This window comes from Xanthomonas sp. CFBP 8443, from assembly GCF_025666195.1.
Lineage (GTDB): Bacteria > Pseudomonadota > Gammaproteobacteria > Xanthomonadales > Xanthomonadaceae > Xanthomonas_A.
This window is the reverse complement of record NZ_CP102592.1, coordinates 4738540-4755998: the sequence shown is the minus strand read 5'-3', so window position 1 is coordinate 4755998 and position 17459 is coordinate 4738540. Positions and strand designations below refer to the sequence as shown.

General features: G+C 70.2%; 17 protein-coding genes. 5 read left to right on the top strand and 12 right to left on the bottom strand.

The genetic code is table 11. The annotated features are described in order from the left end of the window. Positions 1-88: 88 nt before the first annotated feature. Both NUG20_RS19785 and NUG20_RS19780 read right to left on the bottom strand, forming a co-directional pair. Positions 89-1003 (bottom strand): DUF2167 domain-containing protein, encoded by a 915-nt coding sequence (locus NUG20_RS19785; protein WP_263396086.1) that lies wholly within the window; start codon positions 1001-1003, stop codon positions 89-91. A 77-nt stretch (positions 1004-1080) separates the two neighbouring features. After that, positions 1081-1623 carry a gamma carbonic anhydrase family protein gene (locus NUG20_RS19780; RefSeq protein WP_263396085.1) on the bottom strand — a complete coding sequence of 181 codons (543 nt, stop codon included), beginning with the start codon at positions 1621-1623 and terminating at the stop codon, positions 1081-1083. Between the two features lie 373 nt (positions 1624-1996). Between NUG20_RS19780 and NUG20_RS19775 the strand changes: the two genes are divergently transcribed. Beyond that, a complete protein-coding gene (locus tag NUG20_RS19775) occupies positions 1997-2854 on the top strand; it encodes a PA4780 family RIO1-like protein kinase (protein WP_263112047.1) in 858 nt (285 codons plus the stop codon). Between the two features lie 534 nt (positions 2855-3388). On the opposite strand, the gene NUG20_RS19770 is transcribed toward NUG20_RS19775, so the two are convergent. The 3 genes from NUG20_RS19770 to NUG20_RS19760 all read right to left on the bottom strand — a co-directional run bounded on the left by NUG20_RS19770 (position 3389) and on the right by NUG20_RS19760 (position 7186). Beyond that, positions 3389-4207, bottom strand: a complete 819-nt coding sequence (locus NUG20_RS19770) for a nucleotidyltransferase domain-containing protein (protein WP_263396084.1) — start codon at positions 4205-4207, stop codon at positions 3389-3391. A gap of 48 nt (positions 4208-4255) precedes the next feature. After that, a complete protein-coding gene (mnmG, locus tag NUG20_RS19765; RefSeq protein ID WP_263396083.1) occupies positions 4256-6145 on the bottom strand; it encodes a tRNA uridine-5-carboxymethylaminomethyl(34) synthesis enzyme MnmG in 1890 nt (629 codons plus the stop codon). A 501-nt stretch (positions 6146-6646) separates the two neighbouring features. After that, on the bottom strand, positions 6647-7186 hold the full coding sequence (locus NUG20_RS19760; protein ID WP_263396082.1) for a hypothetical protein: 540 nt from the start codon (positions 7184-7186) through the stop codon (positions 6647-6649). A gap of 164 nt (positions 7187-7350) precedes the next feature. Between NUG20_RS19760 and NUG20_RS19755 the strand changes: the two genes are divergently transcribed. The 3 genes from NUG20_RS19755 to NUG20_RS19745 are packed head-to-tail and all read left to right on the top strand — an operon-like array spanning position 7351 to position 9393. Continuing rightward, a complete protein-coding gene (locus NUG20_RS19755; protein ID WP_263396081.1) occupies positions 7351-8310 on the top strand; it encodes a pyridoxal-phosphate dependent enzyme in 960 nt (319 codons plus the stop codon). A gap of 23 nt (positions 8311-8333) precedes the next feature. Further along, positions 8334-8912, top strand: coding sequence for a YdcF family protein (locus tag NUG20_RS19750; protein ID WP_263398553.1), 579 nt, complete (start codon positions 8334-8336; stop codon positions 8910-8912). A 52-nt stretch (positions 8913-8964) separates the two neighbouring features. Further along, positions 8965-9393, top strand: coding sequence for a ketosteroid isomerase-related protein (locus NUG20_RS19745; protein ID WP_263396080.1), 429 nt, complete (start codon positions 8965-8967; stop codon positions 9391-9393). 199 nt (positions 9394-9592) lie between these two features. On the opposite strand, the gene bioC is transcribed toward NUG20_RS19745, so the two are convergent. From bioC to bioB, 7 genes are all read right to left on the bottom strand, one after another. Beyond that, a complete protein-coding gene (gene bioC, locus NUG20_RS19740; RefSeq protein ID WP_263396079.1) occupies positions 9593-10483 on the bottom strand; it encodes a malonyl-ACP O-methyltransferase BioC in 891 nt (296 codons plus the stop codon). Between the two features lie 143 nt (positions 10484-10626). After that, positions 10627-11409 (bottom strand): SDR family oxidoreductase, encoded by a 783-nt coding sequence (locus NUG20_RS19735; RefSeq protein ID WP_263396078.1) that lies wholly within the window; start codon positions 11407-11409, stop codon positions 10627-10629. A gap of 208 nt (positions 11410-11617) precedes the next feature. After that, on the bottom strand, positions 11618-12544 hold the full coding sequence (locus NUG20_RS19730; RefSeq protein ID WP_263396077.1) for a hypothetical protein: 927 nt from the start codon (positions 12542-12544) through the stop codon (positions 11618-11620). 551 nt (positions 12545-13095) lie between these two features. Then, positions 13096-13857 (bottom strand): pimeloyl-ACP methyl ester esterase BioH, encoded by a 762-nt coding sequence (gene bioH, locus NUG20_RS19725; protein WP_263396076.1) that lies wholly within the window; start codon positions 13855-13857, stop codon positions 13096-13098. A 43-nt stretch (positions 13858-13900) separates the two neighbouring features. Then, positions 13901-14254, bottom strand: coding sequence for a DUF7079 family protein (locus tag NUG20_RS19720; RefSeq protein ID WP_263396075.1), 354 nt, complete (start codon positions 14252-14254; stop codon positions 13901-13903). A gap of 10 nt (positions 14255-14264) precedes the next feature. Then, positions 14265-15470, bottom strand: coding sequence for an 8-amino-7-oxononanoate synthase (bioF, locus tag NUG20_RS19715; protein WP_263398552.1), 1206 nt, complete (start codon positions 15468-15470; stop codon positions 14265-14267). Positions 15471-15609: 139 nt separating this feature from the next. Next, positions 15610-16659, bottom strand: a complete 1050-nt coding sequence (bioB, locus tag NUG20_RS19710) for a biotin synthase BioB (RefSeq protein ID WP_263396074.1) — start codon at positions 16657-16659, stop codon at positions 15610-15612. A 49-nt stretch (positions 16660-16708) separates the two neighbouring features. On the opposite strand from bioB, the gene NUG20_RS19705 reads away from it, so the two are divergent. After that, positions 16709-17434, top strand: coding sequence for a ComF family protein (locus NUG20_RS19705; RefSeq protein WP_263396073.1), 726 nt, complete (start codon positions 16709-16711; stop codon positions 17432-17434). The last annotated feature ends 25 nt before the right edge of the window (positions 17435-17459 follow it).

Below are 17459 nucleotides of genomic sequence, written 5' to 3'. Positions count from 1 at the left end.
GCGCCGTTGTCGCGCTGCTGCCGGCGCGACGGCGTGGCGCTGGCGCAGGACGCGGCACTGGTCGGGCGATCGGCGCTGCGCGGCCGGCTCAGCGCACCGTGCCGCCGTCGCGCTTGCGCCCGGAGAACAGCTTGCCGATCCCGCCGGCCAGCGCGATCAGCGCCAGCGCCACCAGCTTCCAGGCCTTGGCCAGCACCAGACCGAGCTTGGCGAACAGGCCGGCCTTGGCCGCCAGGCCGCCGCCGATCAGCGTGGCCAGGCCGTAGCTGGCGATCTTGTCGGTGGACGGATTGTGGTCGGCGTAGCGCGCGCCGCTGTCGAACTCGGCCATCGGCAGCAGCTGCTGCATGCCCTCGCGCACCTGCGCCAGTTCGTCCATGCCGGCGATCGCGTTGAGGCTCAGGTAGCCGTGGCGGCCGAGCACGCGGATGTCGTAGTTGAGGGTGTGACCCTCGTTGCCCTGGAACGCCAGTTCGCGCGCCCAGTACAGCTTCTTGTTGGCCGCGTCGTAGCGCGGCGGCACCGCCCAGCCCACCAGGTCCACGGTCTCGTAGCCGGCTTCCTTGCGCTGCGTGTTCTCCTCGCGGGTTTCCTTCTGCATGTCCGCGAGCATGTCCTTGTAGTCGATCTTGCTGGCGTCCTCGTCGGACACGTAGCCGTCGTCGGCATAGGTGACCGCCACCGCCCAGCTGCCCTGCTCGTCGAGCGCGGGCTGGCGCGGCACGATCAGGCCCAGCACGGTGTCGTCGGGCGGATTGCCCCAGTACGTCTCCAGCACCCGGCGCGCGTCGTCCTTGCCGAGATAGCGGAAGTCGTGGTTCAGGTCGAAATGGACCTTGGCCTGCGGCACTTCGATGTGGCCGTCCTGGAACTGCAGCGAGGCGACGAACTGCTCGGCGGTCATGCCGTCCTCGCCGTCCTCGGCCATGGCCGGCCCGGCGCCGGCGCCGAGCGCAAGCAGGAAAGCGGCCAGCAGGCCGCGCAGCGAAAGCGTCTTGGTCATCGTCGAATCCGTTCGGTGGCGTCCCCACGCCCCAGGCGCGCAGTGTCGCGCAAAGCGCCGCGTCCGACAATCGCCCTCTAGCCGGCGGCGCTGCCCAGGTAGCGGTCCTTCAGCCGCACGTAGTGCTGGGCGGAGTAGTGCAGGCTCTCGACCTCCTTGTCGCTGAGCGTGCGCGCCAGCCGCGCCGGGTTGCCCAGCCACAGTTCGCGCTCGCCGACGGTCTTGCCCGGCCCGACCACCGCGCCGGCGCCGACGAAGCCGTATTTCTTCACCGTGGCGCCGTCGAGGATGCACGCGCCCATGCCGATCAGGCACAGGTCCTCGATGGTGCAGGCATGGATGATGGTGCCGTGGCCCACGGTCACGTCGGCGCCGATCAGGGTCGGATGGCCGGCCTTGTTGAACGGGCTGTGGTGGCTGACGTGGATGATGGTGCCGTCCTGGATGTTGCTGCGCGCGCCGATGCGCACGTGGTTGACGTCGCCGCGGATCACCGTGCCCGGCCACACCGACACGTCCTCGTCCAGGACCACGTCGCCGATGATGGTGCAGGCCGGGTCCACGTAGACGCGGGCGCCGAGCTGCGGCGTCTTGTCCAGGAACGGACGCAAGGGATTCACGAGGGCCTCCAGACGGAAAAAGCGACGGCGATGTCGCGCGCGCCGATGATAGCGTGCGCGGCCTCGCCGCCGCCCCGGGTGCTGCGCGACCGCCCGCAGGCGGCCGTGGCTACTTCTTCTTTTCCTTCTTGGCCGCCCGCTTTTCCTTCAGCGTCTTGGTCGGCTGCTTCTTGTCGCTCTTTTTCTGGTCCAGGCCCTTGCTCATGACACCCTCTGCCGTGTTGATACGTGGAATACGGCCGCGACGGCCGCCATCGGCGGGTGCGGCGCCGCTACTTTACTCCGCCAGCGTAGACAGCGGCGCGGCGGCGGCCGGGCGCCGAGGCGCGGTTGCGCCATAATCCGGTTTTCCCCCCAAGGTGCCCCGCGTCCGATGAAAACCCCCCAGGGCCTGCAGCCGCTGATCGAGGATGGCGTCATCGACAGCGTGCTGCGTCCGCTCAAGAGTGGCAAGGAGGCCGCCGTGTACGTGGTCCAGGCCGGCGACGAGGTGCTGTGCGCCAAGGTCTACAAGGACATGGCGCAGCGCAGCTTCCAGGCGCGCGTGCAGTACCAGGAGGGCCGCAAGGTGCGCGGCAGCCGCCAGGCGCGGGCGATGGGCAAGGCGACCAAGTTCGGCCGCCGCGAGCAGGAGGCGGCGTGGAAGGACACCGAGGCCAACACCCTGTACCAGCTGGTGGACGCCGGCGTGCACGTGCCGCAACCGCGCGGGTATTTCCACGGCGTGCTGCTGATGGACCTGGTCACCGATGCCGACGGGCAGAGCGCGCCGCGGCTGGGCGAGGTGGAGCTGGAGCCGGAGCAGGCGCGCGCGTTCCATGCGCAGCTGATCGGCGACGTGGTGAAGATGCTGTGCCTGGGCCTGGTGCACGGCGACCTGTCCGAATACAACGTGCTGGTCGCCGCCGACGGCCCGATCGTGATCGATTTCCCGCAGGTGGTCAGCGCCGCCGGCAACAACGCCGCGCGCGACATGCTGCTGCGCGACGTGCACAACCTGCGCGACTGCCTGGGCCGCTTCGCCCCCGAGCTCAACGAAACCCATTACGGCGAGGAGATGTGGGCGCTGTACGAGAAGGGCGAGCTACGTCCGGACAGCGCGCTCACCGGCCGCTTCGTGTTCGACACCCGCCGCGCCGACGTGCGTGCGGTGCGCGATTCGATCGAGGACGCGCGCCAGGAAGCGATCATCCGCCAGCAGGGCCGCGAGGCCGCGGCGGACGAGGACTGAGCGCACGCGGCGGTGCGCCATGACAGGGCGCGCTGCAGAGAACGTGTTCTCGCCAAAGCGCGCCGCTCGCCACCGTGCGCTGCCTGGCGCAGCGGTGGCCGATGACGATGGTCATCACATGTATGCCATCTCCGGCAGCTGGATGGCACGGCCGGCGTGCAAGCGGTGCGGTTGGTGGCGCACTTTTCGCCTCATGTTGCTGATCGTGATCGACAGGAGAGACTTCGGCCTTGGCGCTTTCAAGTGCGGCAGCTCCTCCGCTTCGTTGGTCGTAGCTGAAGTCGTTTCCACAAGGGCTTGCGGCAACGCGTTCGGTGTAATGCGGGAGGGGTTTCAGCCCCGACGCGCTTCGTTGCCGCAAATCCACCACTTCGCTCGTCGCGGCTGAAGCCGCTCCTACAGGAGCTTGCGGTCAATTAACCGCGTGCACTGTGGGAGGGGTTTCAGTCCCGACACGTTCCAGTTGCCGCAAACCCACCACTTCGCCCGTCGCGGCTGAAGCCGCTCCTACAGGGGCATGCGATGTACCCGACGCTAAGCGGAGGCATCGGCGCGGATCAGTTGGCGGAACAGCGCATCCAGCGCCCGCGGATCGCCGCTGCCAGCCGCCAGGCGCGGCGCGGCGCCGCCCATGCGCGCCAGCTCGGCGTCCAGAAAGTCGCTGATCGCCGGGACCCGCGGACCGTCCTCGATCTCCGCGGCGGCGCGTTTCTTCTCCAGCAAGGCATCGATCGCTTCGCGCAGCGACCCCGACGGCAGCAGCGCCTCCAGCAGCAGCTCGAAGGCCATCGGCGGCATTCCGTGCCCGCGTTCGATCCATTGGCAGGCCAGCACCGGGCGCAGCACGTACAGATATTTCTTGGTGCGGATGCGTTCGCCGCGCAGATAGCCGCGGTAGTTGCTCTTGGCCATGTTGAAGTAGTGCCACCAGGTACCCAGCGGCGAATAGAACGCGTGCGCCATCTGCAACAGCCCGGCGACGGCGACGGGATCCTGACGGTAGACCAGCGGCGACTGCAGCCATTCCAGCAGCGTCGGATTGGACTTGGACACCAGCCGCAGCGCCTTGCGCAGGTCCCAGCCGCTGACGTCCAGGTCGGCGTCGATCGGCAGTTCGATCACGTCGCGCTGCGGCTCGCCCGGTCCGGTGCGTTCGTTGACGGTCAGATACCACTTCGGCCGATGCACATAGACGAAGCGCGCGTCGTAGTCGCTGTCGGGCGAGGAAAACCCCCAGCTGCGGCTGCCGGACTCGCAGGCCAGCAGGATGCGTACATCGTGAATTCGCTCAATGCCGTCGAGGGCGTCCAGCACGGCGGCGCGCTTGTCCGGCGCGAGCGGGTGGATCTCCATGGCCTGTCGTCCTTGTAGGGGCGGGACAGGATGCCGCGCAGCCGCCGCTTACGCCACTCGGCTGCGCCGCGCGCGCTCCAGGTGCACCAGCAGCAGCGAGATCGCCGCCGGGGTCATGCCGGGGATGCGCTGCGCCTGGCCCACGCTCTGCGGGCGCACGCGCTCGAGCTTCTGCTGCACCTCGGCCGACAGCCCGCGCACCTGCGCGTAGTCGAAGGTCTCGGGGATCGGCGTGTCCTCGTGGCGTTGCTGGCGCGCGATCTCATCGCGCTGGCGGTCCAGGTAGCCGGCGTACTTGATGCCGATCTCGACCTGTTCGGCGACCTGCGCGTCGTCCACGCCCGGGCCCAGCGACGGCACCCGCATCAGCGCGGCATAGTCCAATTCCGGGCGCTTGATCAGGTCCAGCACGGTGGTCTCGCGGCTGACCGCCACCCCCAGCGTCGCCGCGACCTCGCGGCCCAGCGCGTTGCCCGGCGTGGCCCACAGCGCGCGCAGCCGTTCATTCTCGCGCGCCACTGCCTCCTGCTTGGCCTGGAAGCGCACCCAGCGCGTCTCTCCGACCAGGCCCAGCTCGCGGCCGATGCCGGTCAGGCGCGCATCGGCGTTGTCCTCGCGCAGCTGCAGCCGGTACTCGGCGCGGCTGGTGAACATGCGGTACGGCTCGGTGGTGCCGTGGGTGATCAGGTCGTCGATCAGCACGCCGATGTAGGCCTGGTCGCGGCGCGGCGACCACGGCTCCAGCCCGCGCACCTGGCGTGCGGCGTTGAGCCCGGCGATCAGTCCCTGCGCGGCGGCTTCCTCGTAGCCGGTGGTGCCGTTGATCTGGCCGGCGAAGAACAGCCCGGGCATCGCCTTGGTCTCCAGCGAGGCCTTCAGCCCGCGCGGGTCGAAGAAGTCGTATTCGATCGCATAGCCGGGGCGAGTGATGTGCGCACGCTCGAAGCCGCGGATCGAGCGCACCAGTTCCAGCTGCACGTCGAACGGCAGCGAGGTGGAGATGCCGTTGGGATAGATCTCGGCCACGTCCAGGCCTTCGGGCTCGACGAAGATCTGGTGGCTGGCCTTCTCGGCGAAGCGCACCACCTTGTCCTCGATCGACGGGCAGTAGCGCGGGCCGATGCCCTCGATCTGGCCGGTGTACAGCGGCGAGCGGTCCAGCGCGCCGCGGATGATGGCGTGGGTGCGCTCGGTGGTGTGGGTGATCCAGCACGAGACCTGGCGCGGATGCTGGGCGACGTCGCCGACGAAGGACATCACCGGCAGCGGATCGTCGCCGGGCTGCTCCTCCATCGCCGCGTAGTCCAGGCTGCGCCCGTCGATGCGCGGCGGGGTGCCGGTCTTGAGCCGGTCCACGCCGAAGCGGCCGTCGCGCAGCGCCTGCGCCAGCGCGGTGGCCGGCGGGTCGCCGGCGCGGCCGCCGGCGTACTGGGTCTGGCCGATGTGGATCTTGCCGGCCAGGAAGGTGCCGGCGGTCAGCACCACCGCCGCCGCCTCGAAGCGCAGGCCGGTCTGGGTGACCACGCCGCGCACGCGCTCGCCGGCCACGATCAGCTCGTCCACGGCGGCCTGGAACAGGGTCAGGTTCGGCTGCGCCTCGACCAGGCGCCGGATCGCGCCGCGGTACAGGTTGCGGTCGGCCTGGCAGCGGGTGGCGCGCACCGCCGGACCCTTGGATGCATTGAGCGTGCGCCACTGGATGCCGGCCAGATCGGCGGCATGCGCCATCGCCCCGCCGAGCGCGTCGATCTCCTTGACCAGATGGCCCTTGCCGATGCCGCCGATGGCCGGGTTGCAGCTCATCGCGCCCACCGTTTCCACGTTATGGGTCAGCAACAGGGTGCGCGCGCCGGCGCGCGCGGCTGCCAGCGCCGCCTCGGTGCCGGCGTGGCCGCCGCCGATCACGATGACGTCGTAGCGGTAGAAGGAATCGCTCATCGGGAACTCGTCAGCCGGGCCGCGGTGGCCGGAATGGGGGCGCTCGCAGGATCGCGAACGCCGGAAAGCGGGAATTTTAGCGGTTGCATCACAGTTTGCGGATTCGGCCCTAAAGTTGGCACGGCATCTGCAGATAACCCTACTGCACCCAACGTGGCATTGCGTCAGGGGCGTACGACTGGAATTGGAACAGGGGCCAGTCACGCGCACGTTGGGGGAGCTGGGGGCCGGTAGTCGGGGGACTGCCGGCCCTTTTTTATGTCCGCGATTCGGCCCCGAAGCCAGCAACCGCAAGGCCCGAACGCGAAAAGCCCCGGCGAACCGGGGCTTTTCGTTTTAGGCGCCGACGCCCGACAGGGCCGGAACAGGGGGGATCCAGATTTCCCTGTCGGACATCGACATAGACGGTGGGGCGATCCCTAGCGGGTCATAAAGCGACGCAGGCGGTCACCCCGTACGACGTAGAGTGCGTCTTGTGCCTGCGTGAAATCAAGCACTTTCTTAGGGCTCTAATGTGCGCCGCGTCCCATTGCTGCGACCCAGATTGCCGGGTCGCGGCGCAGCCGGACGTGGTGCCGCGGCCGGGCGCGGCGCGGCCGCCGGGCGGGGCTGCATCGACTGCGGGCGCGGAGCGGCACTGGCCGCGTCCGGACGGCGCAGCCGGTCCATGTCGCGCCACGGCGCCTTGCCCCGGTCGCGCCCGCCGATGACGGGCGGCGGCGGACGGTCCGGCGGGCGGCCATTGTCGTCGGGCCGCGGGCGCGGCGGCGGACGGTGGCGCGGCGGGCCGTAGTAGTCGCGGTCGCGGTAGTAGTACGGGCCGCCATAGCCGTAGTAGCCATAGCCGTAGTAGCCGGCACCGTAGCCGTAGGGCACGGCGCCGTAGGGGTAGTAACCGTTGGAATAGCCGGCCGGATACCGGTACTCGACCGAAGGCGAGCCGCGGTAATAGCCGCCCTGGTCGCTGCCGGCGTAGTCGTAGGTGGCGCAGCCGCCCAGCGTGGCCAGCAGTCCAGCGGCCCAGATCAGGCGCATGTTCATGGCGATTCCTCTCCCAGAGGCTGACTGACAGGTTCTGCGCGTTGCATTGAATGCCCCCTTAACCCGCTTCGTCGTTGATTGAACGCTTAAGTCGCGCGCAACGGCTGCGCTGCGCCGGTAGATGTGGCGGCGCGAGCCTATGCCGATACGTTAACCTTTCACGCATGTTCTCATCTTCACTGCCCGTTTTCGCCGATGTGACGGCCGCGGCCGCGCGTCTGGCGCCGCATGCCCGGGTGACCCCGGTCCTGCGTTCGCAAGCGCTGGACGCCCTGACCGGCGCGACCCTGCACTTCAAGGCCGAGCACCTGCAGCGCGGCGGCGCGTTCAAGTTCCGCGGCGCCTGCAACGCGGTATGGGCATTGAGCGAGGCGCAGGCCGCGCGCGGCGTAGTCACCCATTCCTCCGGCAATCACGGCGCGGCGCTGGCGCAGGCCGCGCGCACCCGCGGCATCGGCTGCCATGTGGTGGTGCCGGAGGGCGCGGTCGCGACCAAGCTGGCCAATATCGCCCGGCACGGCGCCACCCTGTGGCAGTGCGAGGCCACGATCGCCGCGCGCGAGGCACTGTGCGCGCAGGTGCAGCAGCAGACCGGCGCGACCCTGGTGCATCCCTATACCGACCCCGCGGTGATCGCCGGCCAGGGCACGGCGGCGCTGGAACTGCTCGGTGCCAGCGGCCCGCTGGACCTGCTGGTGGTGCCGGTCGGTGGCGGCGGCCTGGCCGCCGGCAGCCGCCTGGCGCTGTCGGCACTGGCGCCGCAGGCGCAGCTGCTGTTGGCCGAGCCGGCCGGCGCCGCCGACACCGCGCGTTCGCTGGCGGCCGGCGAACGTCACGTGGATTTCGTCCCCGACACTCTCTGCGACGGCCTGCGCGGCACCCTGGGCGCGCCCAACTTCGCGCTGCTGCACGGCCACGCCGAGGCGATCGTGGTCGAGGACGCCGCGACGGTGGCGGCGATGCGGTTGCTGTGGCAGGTGCTCAAGCAGGTGGTGGAGCCTTCCTCGGCGATCGCGCTGGCGGCGGTGCTGGCGCAGCCGGAGCGCTTCGCCGGGCGCCGGGTCGGGGTGATCCTGTCCGGCGGCAACGTCGACCTGGACGCCTTGCCGTGGGGGACGGCTTGAAGCCGCGGCGACGGCGCGGCTGGCTGGGCTGGATCGGACGGCTCGGCGCCGTGCTGAGCCTGTGGCTGCTGGGTGTGGCGATCTACATCGTGTGGGTCGGCGACCGCGACCAGGCGGCGCCGGCCGACGCGATCATCGTGCTCGGCGCGGCCGCCTACGACGCCAAGCCCTCGCCGGTGTTCGAAGAGCGCATCCGCCACGGCCTGGACCTGTACCAGCGCGGCTACGCGCCGACCCTGATCTTCACCGGCGGCTTCGGCGGCAACGGCGCGCGCTTCGCCGAATCACAGGTGGCGCGCCGCTACGCGCTGCGCCACGACGTGCCGGACGACGCGATCCTGATCGAGACCGTCTCGCGCACCACCCGCCAGAACCTGATCCAGGCGCGCGAACTGATGCGCGCCCACGGCCTGCACCGGGCGATCGTGGTCAGCGACCCGCTGCACATGGCGCGCGCGCTGCGCCTGTGCCGGGAGCTGCAGATCGACGCGCTGGCGTCCTCGACGCCGAGCACCCGCTTCCGCAGCTTCCAGACCCGCTGGCGTTTCCTGGTGCAGGAGGTCTACTTCTTCCACCGCGACCTGGTGGCACCGGGCGCCTGAGCACGCCCGGCCGCCGTATCATGGGCCTTCCGCATGGCAGAAGGTGGTGGCGATGAAGATCGACGGGACCCGTGAACAAGACCGCGCCATCGAACTGGTGCTGTCCTACTACGATGCGTTCAACCGCGGCGACTGGGCGGCCATGCTCGACAAGCTGACTGACGACGTCGCGCACGACCTCAACCAGGGTGCACGCGAGATCGGTAAGGACACCTTCGCCGCGTTCCTGCAGCGGATGAACGCCAGCTACCGTGAACAGCTGCGCGACATCGTGGTGCTGGGCGGGCAGGACGGCCGCCGCGCCGCCGCCGAGTACGTGGTGCACGGCGAATACCACCACACCGACGAAGGCCTGCCGCCGGCGCGCGGGCAGACCTACGTGCTGCCGGGCGGCGCGTTCTTCGACATCCGCGACGGCAAGATCGCCCGGGTCAGCAACTACTACAACCTGCAGGACTGGATCGAGCAGGTTTCGGCCTAAGCGGTCGCACGCGCGAGCGCATGCTGCAGCCAAGCTACGGCCGCCTGGCTGTTGTAGGAGCGGCTTCAGCCGCGACAGGCATTACTGGTAACGCCCGTCGCGGCTAAAGCCGCTACTACAGGTAGCGCATCCGGTTCTCGGCTCTTCCGAGTCCCGAGTCCCCAGTCCCGAGTCCCGAGTCCCGCAGCGATACGTCGCCTCAATCGCCGCGGCGGCGGATCGGGATCGCCGACACCGGCACCGCGGCGATCTCGCTGCCGCCCTCGCGGATCGGCGCGCCCGGCGGCGGCGCCCAGGCGTGGGCATAGATCACTTCCCAACTGCTCGGCAGCTTGCCGTCGGCGTTGCGCAGCGCCTCGTAGGCGGCGCTGGCAGCGGCGAAGCGGCCGCGGCCGGTCAGCGTGTGGCGGCGCGCGTGCAGGGCGTTGGTCGCCCCGATCGCGCGCAGTTCGCGCATCAGCGCGCCGAGGTCGGGATAGGTGAGGGTGAACAGGTCGCGGTCCAGCACCGGATCGCGGAAGCCGGACAGCATCAGCGCATCGCCGAACTGCGCGATCGGCGCGAAGCGGCTCACGTGCGGCGCTTCGCGGTCGGCCTGGGCGAACGCCTCGCGCAGTTCGATCAGCGTGTCCGGGCCGAAGCTGGAGCACAGCAGCAGGCCGCCGGGCTTGAGCACGCGGCGGAACCCGGCGAACACCGCCGGCAGGTCCTCGACCCACTGCAGACACAGGTTGCTGAAGATCACGTCGACGCTGTGCTCGGCCAGCGGCAGCGCGCGCGCATCGGCGCAGATCCTGCCGAACGGCTTCCACCAGCCGGCCTGGCGCTTGGCCTGGTGCAGCATCGGCAGCGCCTGGTCGAGCGCGATCACCTGCGCGCGCGGCCAGCGCTTCTTCATCGTCGCGGAGGCATGCGCCGGACCGCTGCCCACGTCCAGCACCACCTGCGGGACGCGATCGCCGAGGTAGTCCAGCGATTCCAGCAGGCGCTTCTCGACCTCGTGCTGCAGGGCCGCGGCGGCGTCGTAGCTGGCGGCGGCGCGCGAGAACGCGCGGCGGATGTGGTGGGCGTCGAACGAAGAGGAATCCATCGGCGCATTATCGCCGGCCGCAGCGCGCAGCGGCCAGTCGCATTGCCGCACCCTGCGCAGTCATCGGCTCCATGCCGGCATTGCGACCAATCCGCCGATCGCGAACGACTAAGTCCCGAGTCCCAAGTCCCGAGTCCTGGCCCTCAGAACGTCCCCGGATAGGCGCCGCCGTCGAGCAACAGGTTCTGCCCGCTGAGGTAGCCGGCCTGCGCGCTGCACAGGAACGCGCAGGCCGCGCCGAACTCGTCCGCGGTGCCGAAGCGCCCGGCCGGGATCTGCTGGCGTTTCTGCGCGGCCAGCGTGTCCACGTCGGTGCCGCTCTGTTGCGCGGCATGGGCGAAGTTGCCGCGCAGCCGGTCGGTGTCGAACTGCCCCGGCAACAGGTTGTTGATGGTGACGTTGTGCGAGACGGTGCGCCGCGCCAAGCCGGCGACGAAGCCGGTGAGCCCGGCGCGCGCGCCGTTGGACAGGCCCAGGCTGTCGATCGGCGCCTTCACCGCCGAAGACGTGATGTTGACGATGCGGCCGAAGCCGCGCGCCTGCATCGCATCGACGGTGGCGCGGATCAGCGCGATCGGCGCCAGCATGTTGGCGTCCAGCGCACGCAGCCAGTCCTCGCGTTCCCAGTCGCGGAAGTCGCCGGGCGGCGGGCCGCCGGCATTGTTGACCAGGATGTCGACCTGCGGGCACGCCGCCAGTGCGGCGGCGCGGCCGCGCTCGGTGGCGATATCCGCGGCCACCGCGATCACCTCGCCAGCGCCGGGCAGCGCGCGCAGGCCGGCTGCCGCCGCATCCAGCGCGGCCTGCCCACGCGCCACGATGACCACGTTGACGCCTTCGCCAGCCAGCGCCCGCGCGCACCCCAGGCCCAGGCCCTTGCTCGCGGCGCAGACCAGCGCCCATTTGCCGGCGATGCCGAGGTCCATGCAGACGCTCCAATCGAAGGAAACCACGATGATCGGGCATCGGCGTGGCGGCGGCCAGCGCGGTGGTGTGCCGAAGACTAGGCCCGCTGTTGCACGCGGCGCGTAAGTGCTTGGCCTATAGCGGATTGCACGACGACCGCGGCCCGAAGCAGGGGCTGCGGCCGCCGTGTCGTCAGTCGTCGATCCTGATGCGCCGCCAGGCAGTGGATCAGTCGATTCGCAAGCGCCGCGTCCAGCTGGCGCCGTCGAACTCCATGACGTCCTTGGGCCCGATGGACCACATGATCCCGTCGGCCGCGCTCAGGTGATAGCAGGTCCGCGGCGCGTCGTCGCCGAAATCGACGGGGATGAGCTTGCCGTCCTCGAGTCGATAGACGAGGTGGCTGGAAGACACATACAGCTGCCCATCGAACACTTCCATGCCCCAGAGGTCTTCTTTGGTGCTTCCGTGGTCGATCGCTTCCCACTGGTCATCGTGCCCCCGGAGCAACCTGCCGAGTTGGCCGCATGCATAGGCGAAACCGTCCGGTGCGCAGCGGACCTTGTACAGCGCCAGCTCGGTCGGGCTCTTCTGCTGGGTGAAGACCGAGCCGTCGTACTTCCAGATCTCGCCCTCCCAGCCGACGGTATAGATTTCGTGCTCGCTGAACCCGTCGATCGACTCGAAACTCGTGTCGGTGATCGGTGTGTTGCCGACCTGGGCGCTGTGGTCGATGCATCGCCACTGGTCTTCGCCATCGCGAACGTAGGCTTGCCGGCAGGTTCCTACGGCGTAGGCCCGGCCTTTGGCGATGCCACGGATTTCGCGAAGCGGCCCGCGTTTCTTCGGGTCGACGCCGCAGCTTGCGATGGGCGCTTCTTCCTTTATGACGCCGCCGCCAACGGCTCGTACGGACCCATGGGTGCCCAGCGTCAGGTAACGTTCGGCCGGCACATGGCACACGGTTCCGGAACAGGCAAGCCATGGCACCGTACCGGCGCCCCAAGTGCCACGATCCAGGCCGAACAGTATCGACCCTGTGTAACCCTCGCTGATGGAGAGGTCGTTCGTGGTGATCAAATAGCTGAGGTCCGAATAGCGAACGACGCCAGTAGCAATGCTGAGCCCGCTGAATCGTGGGTCTCGAGGGTCCATGCGGCTCTCCTTGTGTGAAAAATAACGGCCGCACGCGCTAGCGAACGTATCGGCCACAGCCTTCCGCGCTGATGTGGATCGCCGGTCATGGACATGTCGGCGTTGATCGGTTAGTGCTTGCAACGTCCTTTGCTTTGTTGTGACGCCAGTGCAACTGGGCCTTCCATGCACGCGTGCGTACAAGTTTATAACCTTCGCTTCGATCGCGATACGCGCGGTGTTCCAAAACTGCCTGCCGTCTGCAAGCGCTCAGGCGTACAAGCGTCGTCGACCAAGCGCGAGACGTGGCAGCCCATACATTCGAATGCGGACTCTGCTTGGGCGCGGCGAATGGCAGCGCTCAGATCGATCGCGTGCGGCCACGCAGTGGCGGCGATGGGGCTTCTCGCGATGAACCGGATCCCGGCGCGGCGACTTCGATCGTTATCGAGCCGCCCGGTCGGTCGCGCGGCTCCTGATGGCCTGCGCTCCGGATGGAGTAGCACTCGCCGGTCGGGGTGCATCGCGTGGCTCCGCAGTCATCCGCTGAAGCCAAGTTGGATGCGTACTGCCTAAGGCAGCGCGGCGAGGAACTCGCGCAACGCGGTGGCGACTTCGTCGGCATGGCCCAGGAACGGCGCGTGGCCGCCGCCGGCGATGTGCAACGTCTGCGCATGCGGCGCCAGCGCCGCGGCGTCGTCCATGCCGGCGGGCGAGACCAGCCGGTCGCGCTGGCCGCTGATCCACAGGCTGGGCACGCGCAGGCCCGGCAGCGCGCGGCGCAGGTCGGTGCGCTCGAGCAGCGTCAGCCCGGCCTGCAATGCCTGCGCATCGGGTTCGCCGCGTGCGGCGAGCGTCTCGCGCAGCGTGCGCAGTTCGGCGCGCGCGTGCGCCGAGCCCAGTGTGTCCAGCGCCAGGAAGCGGTCCAACGTGCCGCGGTAGTCTTCGGCCAGGTCGCGGCCGAACTGCGCGAACACCTGCGGTTCCACCGCATGCGGCCAGTCGCTGCCGCGCACGAAACGCGGCGTCGCCGCGAGCATCGCCAGGCCGCGCACCTGCGGCTGGGTGGCTGCGGCGTGCAGCGCGAACAGCCCGCCCAGCGACCAGCCCAGCCATGCCGCCGGCGGCGTCGCCGCGGCGATCGCGTTGACCACGTGCGGCAGCGCCAGCGGGGTGTCGTCGCCGCGGCTGTGGCCGTGGCCCGGCAGGTCCACCAGGTGCATGCGGAACTGCGCCGACAGGCGTTCGACCAGCGGCGCGAAGATGCCGCCATGCAGCGCCCAGCCGTGGATCAGAACCAGATCGGGGCCGTGCCCCAGCGTCTCGATATGCATCGTCGATCGTGTGCCGAAAGGAAAGAAAATCGCGCTGCCGCGGTCAGCGTGCCGCGCGCAGCGCCAGCAGCTGCGGCAGCAGCAACCGCCACTGCTGCCGCGGATACCCGCGCGTGCGCCAGGCTGGCCAGCGCTGCACACCTTCGCGCCGCTGGATCGCCGTGCTCAATCCGTCGCTGTCGAACCCCTGCCAGACACCGGCCACGCTCAGCAGGTTCGGCGCCAGGCGCGGATGCACGTCGTGCAGCAGCATCCGTTGCAACGTGTCCGGCGGAAAGGGCGAGGCGGCAAGCACGGCGGCGATATGCGCGTGCCGCGCGGCGACGTCGTCGTCCAGATACAGCTCCGACAGTGCGTCCCGCACCTCGCGGCGTGCCGCAAGGTCGCCGTCGCTCACGCCGGGCCGCTCACGCCGGCAGGCCGACCGGATGCACGGCCAGGCGGTCGCGGGCCAGCGCCAGCGCGTCCAGCAATGCCTGCACCTGTGCCGGCGTGTGCAGCGCCGACAGCGTCACCCGCAGCCGCGACTTGCCTTCCGGGACGGTCGGCGGACGGATCGCCGAGACCAGGAAACCGGCCTGCTCCAATGCCGCCGACAGCGCCAGGGCGCTGGCCTCGTCGCCGCACAGCAGCGGCTGGATCGGCGTGTCCGAAGCCATCAGTTCCAATCCGTGGCGGCGCGCGCCGCCGCGGAACACTGCGATGGTCTCGGCCAGGCGCTCGCGCCGCCACTGGTCGCGCCGCGCCAGCTTCACCGCGGCCAGCGAGGCGGCGGCCTGCGCCGGCGGCAGCGCGGTGGTGTACAGATACGGCCGCGCGGTTTCGGCGAGATGCCGGATCAACGCCTCGTCGCCCACCACCAGCGCGCCGTAGCCGCCCAGCGCCTTGCCCAGGGTCACCAGCTGCAGCGGCACGTCGGCCACGCCGAGGCCGGCCTCGGCCACGCAACCGCGGCCATGCGGGCCGACCACGCCGACGCCGTGCGCATCGTCCACGTACATCAGCGCCTGCTGCATGCGTGCGACCAGGGTCAGCGAGCGCAGCGGGGCGATGTCGCCGTCCATGCTGAACACGCCGTCGGTGGCCAGCATCGCCGCGCCTTCGGCGGCGTGCTTGAGCTGGCGCATCGCGCCCTCCGCATCCAGGTGCGGATAGCGGCGCAGGCGGCAGCCGGCCAGGCGGGTGGCGTCGAGCAGGCTGGCGTGGTTGAGCCGGTCCTGCACGCACACGTCGTCCTCTTCGCTCAGCAGCGCCTGCTGCACCGCCAGGTTGGCGAGGAAGCCGCTGCCGAACAGCAGCGCGCGCGGGTAGCCGAGCCAGTCGGCGACCTCGCGCTCCAGGCTGTCGTGCAGCGCATGGTGGCCGCAGACCAGATGCGAGGCGGTGGCGCCGACGCCCTCGCGCGCGGCCGCGTCCTGCAGCGCGGCCAGCACTTCGAACTGCTGCGCCAGGCCCAGGTAGTCGTTGCTGCAGAAGCCGGTCAGCCAGCGTCCGTCGAGTTCCACGCGGACGCCGTCGCGGCGGCCGACGCTGCGGCGCACGCGGATGCGGCCCTGCGCCTCGCGCAGCTTGCGCAAGGACTGGATGCGGTCGTGCAGATCGGGACGGGCCATGGGCGGCGAGGGCATGGGGGGTCTGGCCGGCTAGCGTAGCGCGTCCCCGGCCGCGCCGGGGGTGCGGGCGATGGACGGCCGGATCGGCGGATGGACGCGCGGGTCGGCGCGGCGCGAGACGCTGCAGGTCGGGCCGAGCTCAGACCAGCGCCGCGGCGATCGCCGGCCTGCCCGGCGCCGGTGCGGTGATGTCCGCATGCACGGTGCCGGGATGGTCGTGCGCGTTGGCGTCCACCGTCACCTGCATCGGCGACAGCCCGAGCCGCGCGAACAAGGCCTGGTCGCGCGCGGTGTCAGGGTTGCCGGTGGTCAGCAGTTTTTCGCCGTAGAAGATCGAGTTGGCGCCGGCGCAGAAGCACAGCGCCTGCAGTTCGTCGCTCATGCTCTCGCGGCCGGCCGACAGCCGCACCATCGCCTGCGGCATGGCGATGCGTGCCACGGCGATGGTGCGCACGAACTCGAACGGATCCAGTTCGACGGTGCCGTGCAGCGGGGTACCGGCGACCTGGACCAGGCGGTTGATCGGCACCGAGTCCGGGTGCACCGGCAGGTTGGCCAGCGCCTGCAGCAGGCCGGCACGCTGCTCGCGCGATTCGCCCATGCCGACGATGCCGCCGCAGCAGGTCTTCATGCCGGCATCGCGCACGTGGGCGAGCGTGTCCAGGCGGTCCTGGTACTGGCGGGTGTGGATGATCGTGTCGTAGAAGTCCGGCGCGGTGTCCAGATTGTGGTTGTAGTAGTCCAGCCCGGCCGACTTCAGCGCCTGCGCCTGCTTGCCGTCGAGCATGCCCAGGGTGGCGCAGGTCTCCAGGCCCAGCGCCTTCACTTCGCGGATCATCGCCGCGACCTTGGGGATGTCGCGGTCCTTCGGCGAGCGCCACGCCGCGCCCATGCAGAAGCGCGACGCGCCGGCGGCCTTGGCCTGGCGTGCCTTGGCCAGCACTGCCTCGGTGCTCATCAGTTTCTGCGCGTCCACGCCGGTGTCGTAGCGCTGCGCCTGCGGGCAATAGGCGCAGTCCTCCGGGCAGCCGCCGGTCTTCACCGACAGCAGCGTGGAGACCTGCACCTGCGCCGGGTCGAAATGCTCGCGATGGACCGCCGCGGCACGGTGCAGCAGCTCCGGGAACGGCAGATCGAACAGGGCGAGCAATTCCTGGCGTTGCCAGTCGTGTCGGACGACAGCGGACATGGGAGTTTCCTGACGGTAAGCGGCTGGGAAAGCGGGCAGTCTGGTAAGCATGGACATTGCTGTCAACTTTCATGGCTCTGACAAGGTTGACGGATGGTGGCGGCGATTGCAGCGCTGCATGCTGCCGGAGCGTTGCCTGATCTGTGCCGAGCCCGGCATCGCCGGCCTGGACCTGTGCCCGGCCTGCCGCGACGCGCTGCCCTGGAACGCCAGCGCCTGCCAAGCCTGCGCGCTGCCGCTGCCGGCGCTGGACGCCGCCCAGCGCTGCGGCGCCTGCCAACGCAAGCCGTCGCCGCTGGCCCTGGTCGCCAGCGCCTGCGTCTACGCCGCACCGGTCGATGGCCTGCTGCGCCGCTTCAAGTTCCACCAGGACCTGGCCGCCGGGCGCCTGCTGGCGGCGCTGCTGCAGGCGCGCTGTGCCGGGTTGCCGCGCCCGCAGGCGCTGTTGCCGGTGCCGCTGCATGCGGCGCGGCTGCGCCAGCGCGGCTACGACCAGGCCCTGGAACTGGCACGGCCACTGGCGCGCGCGCTGGGCCTGCCGCTGTGCGACGGCCTGCAGCGCGTGCGCGCGACGGCGCCGCAGTCCGAGCTCGATGCCCGCGCGCGCCGCCGCAACCTGCGCCATGCGTTTGCGGTGCGGGCGCCATTGCCGGCGCACGTGGCGCTGATCGACGACGTGATGACCACCGGCGCGACCCTGCACGCCGCGGCGCAGGCGCTGCGCCGGGCTGGCGTGACCAGGGTCGATGCGTGGGTGGTGGCGCGGGTGCCGTGAGCGCGCTGGTGGCTTGCGTGCCGCG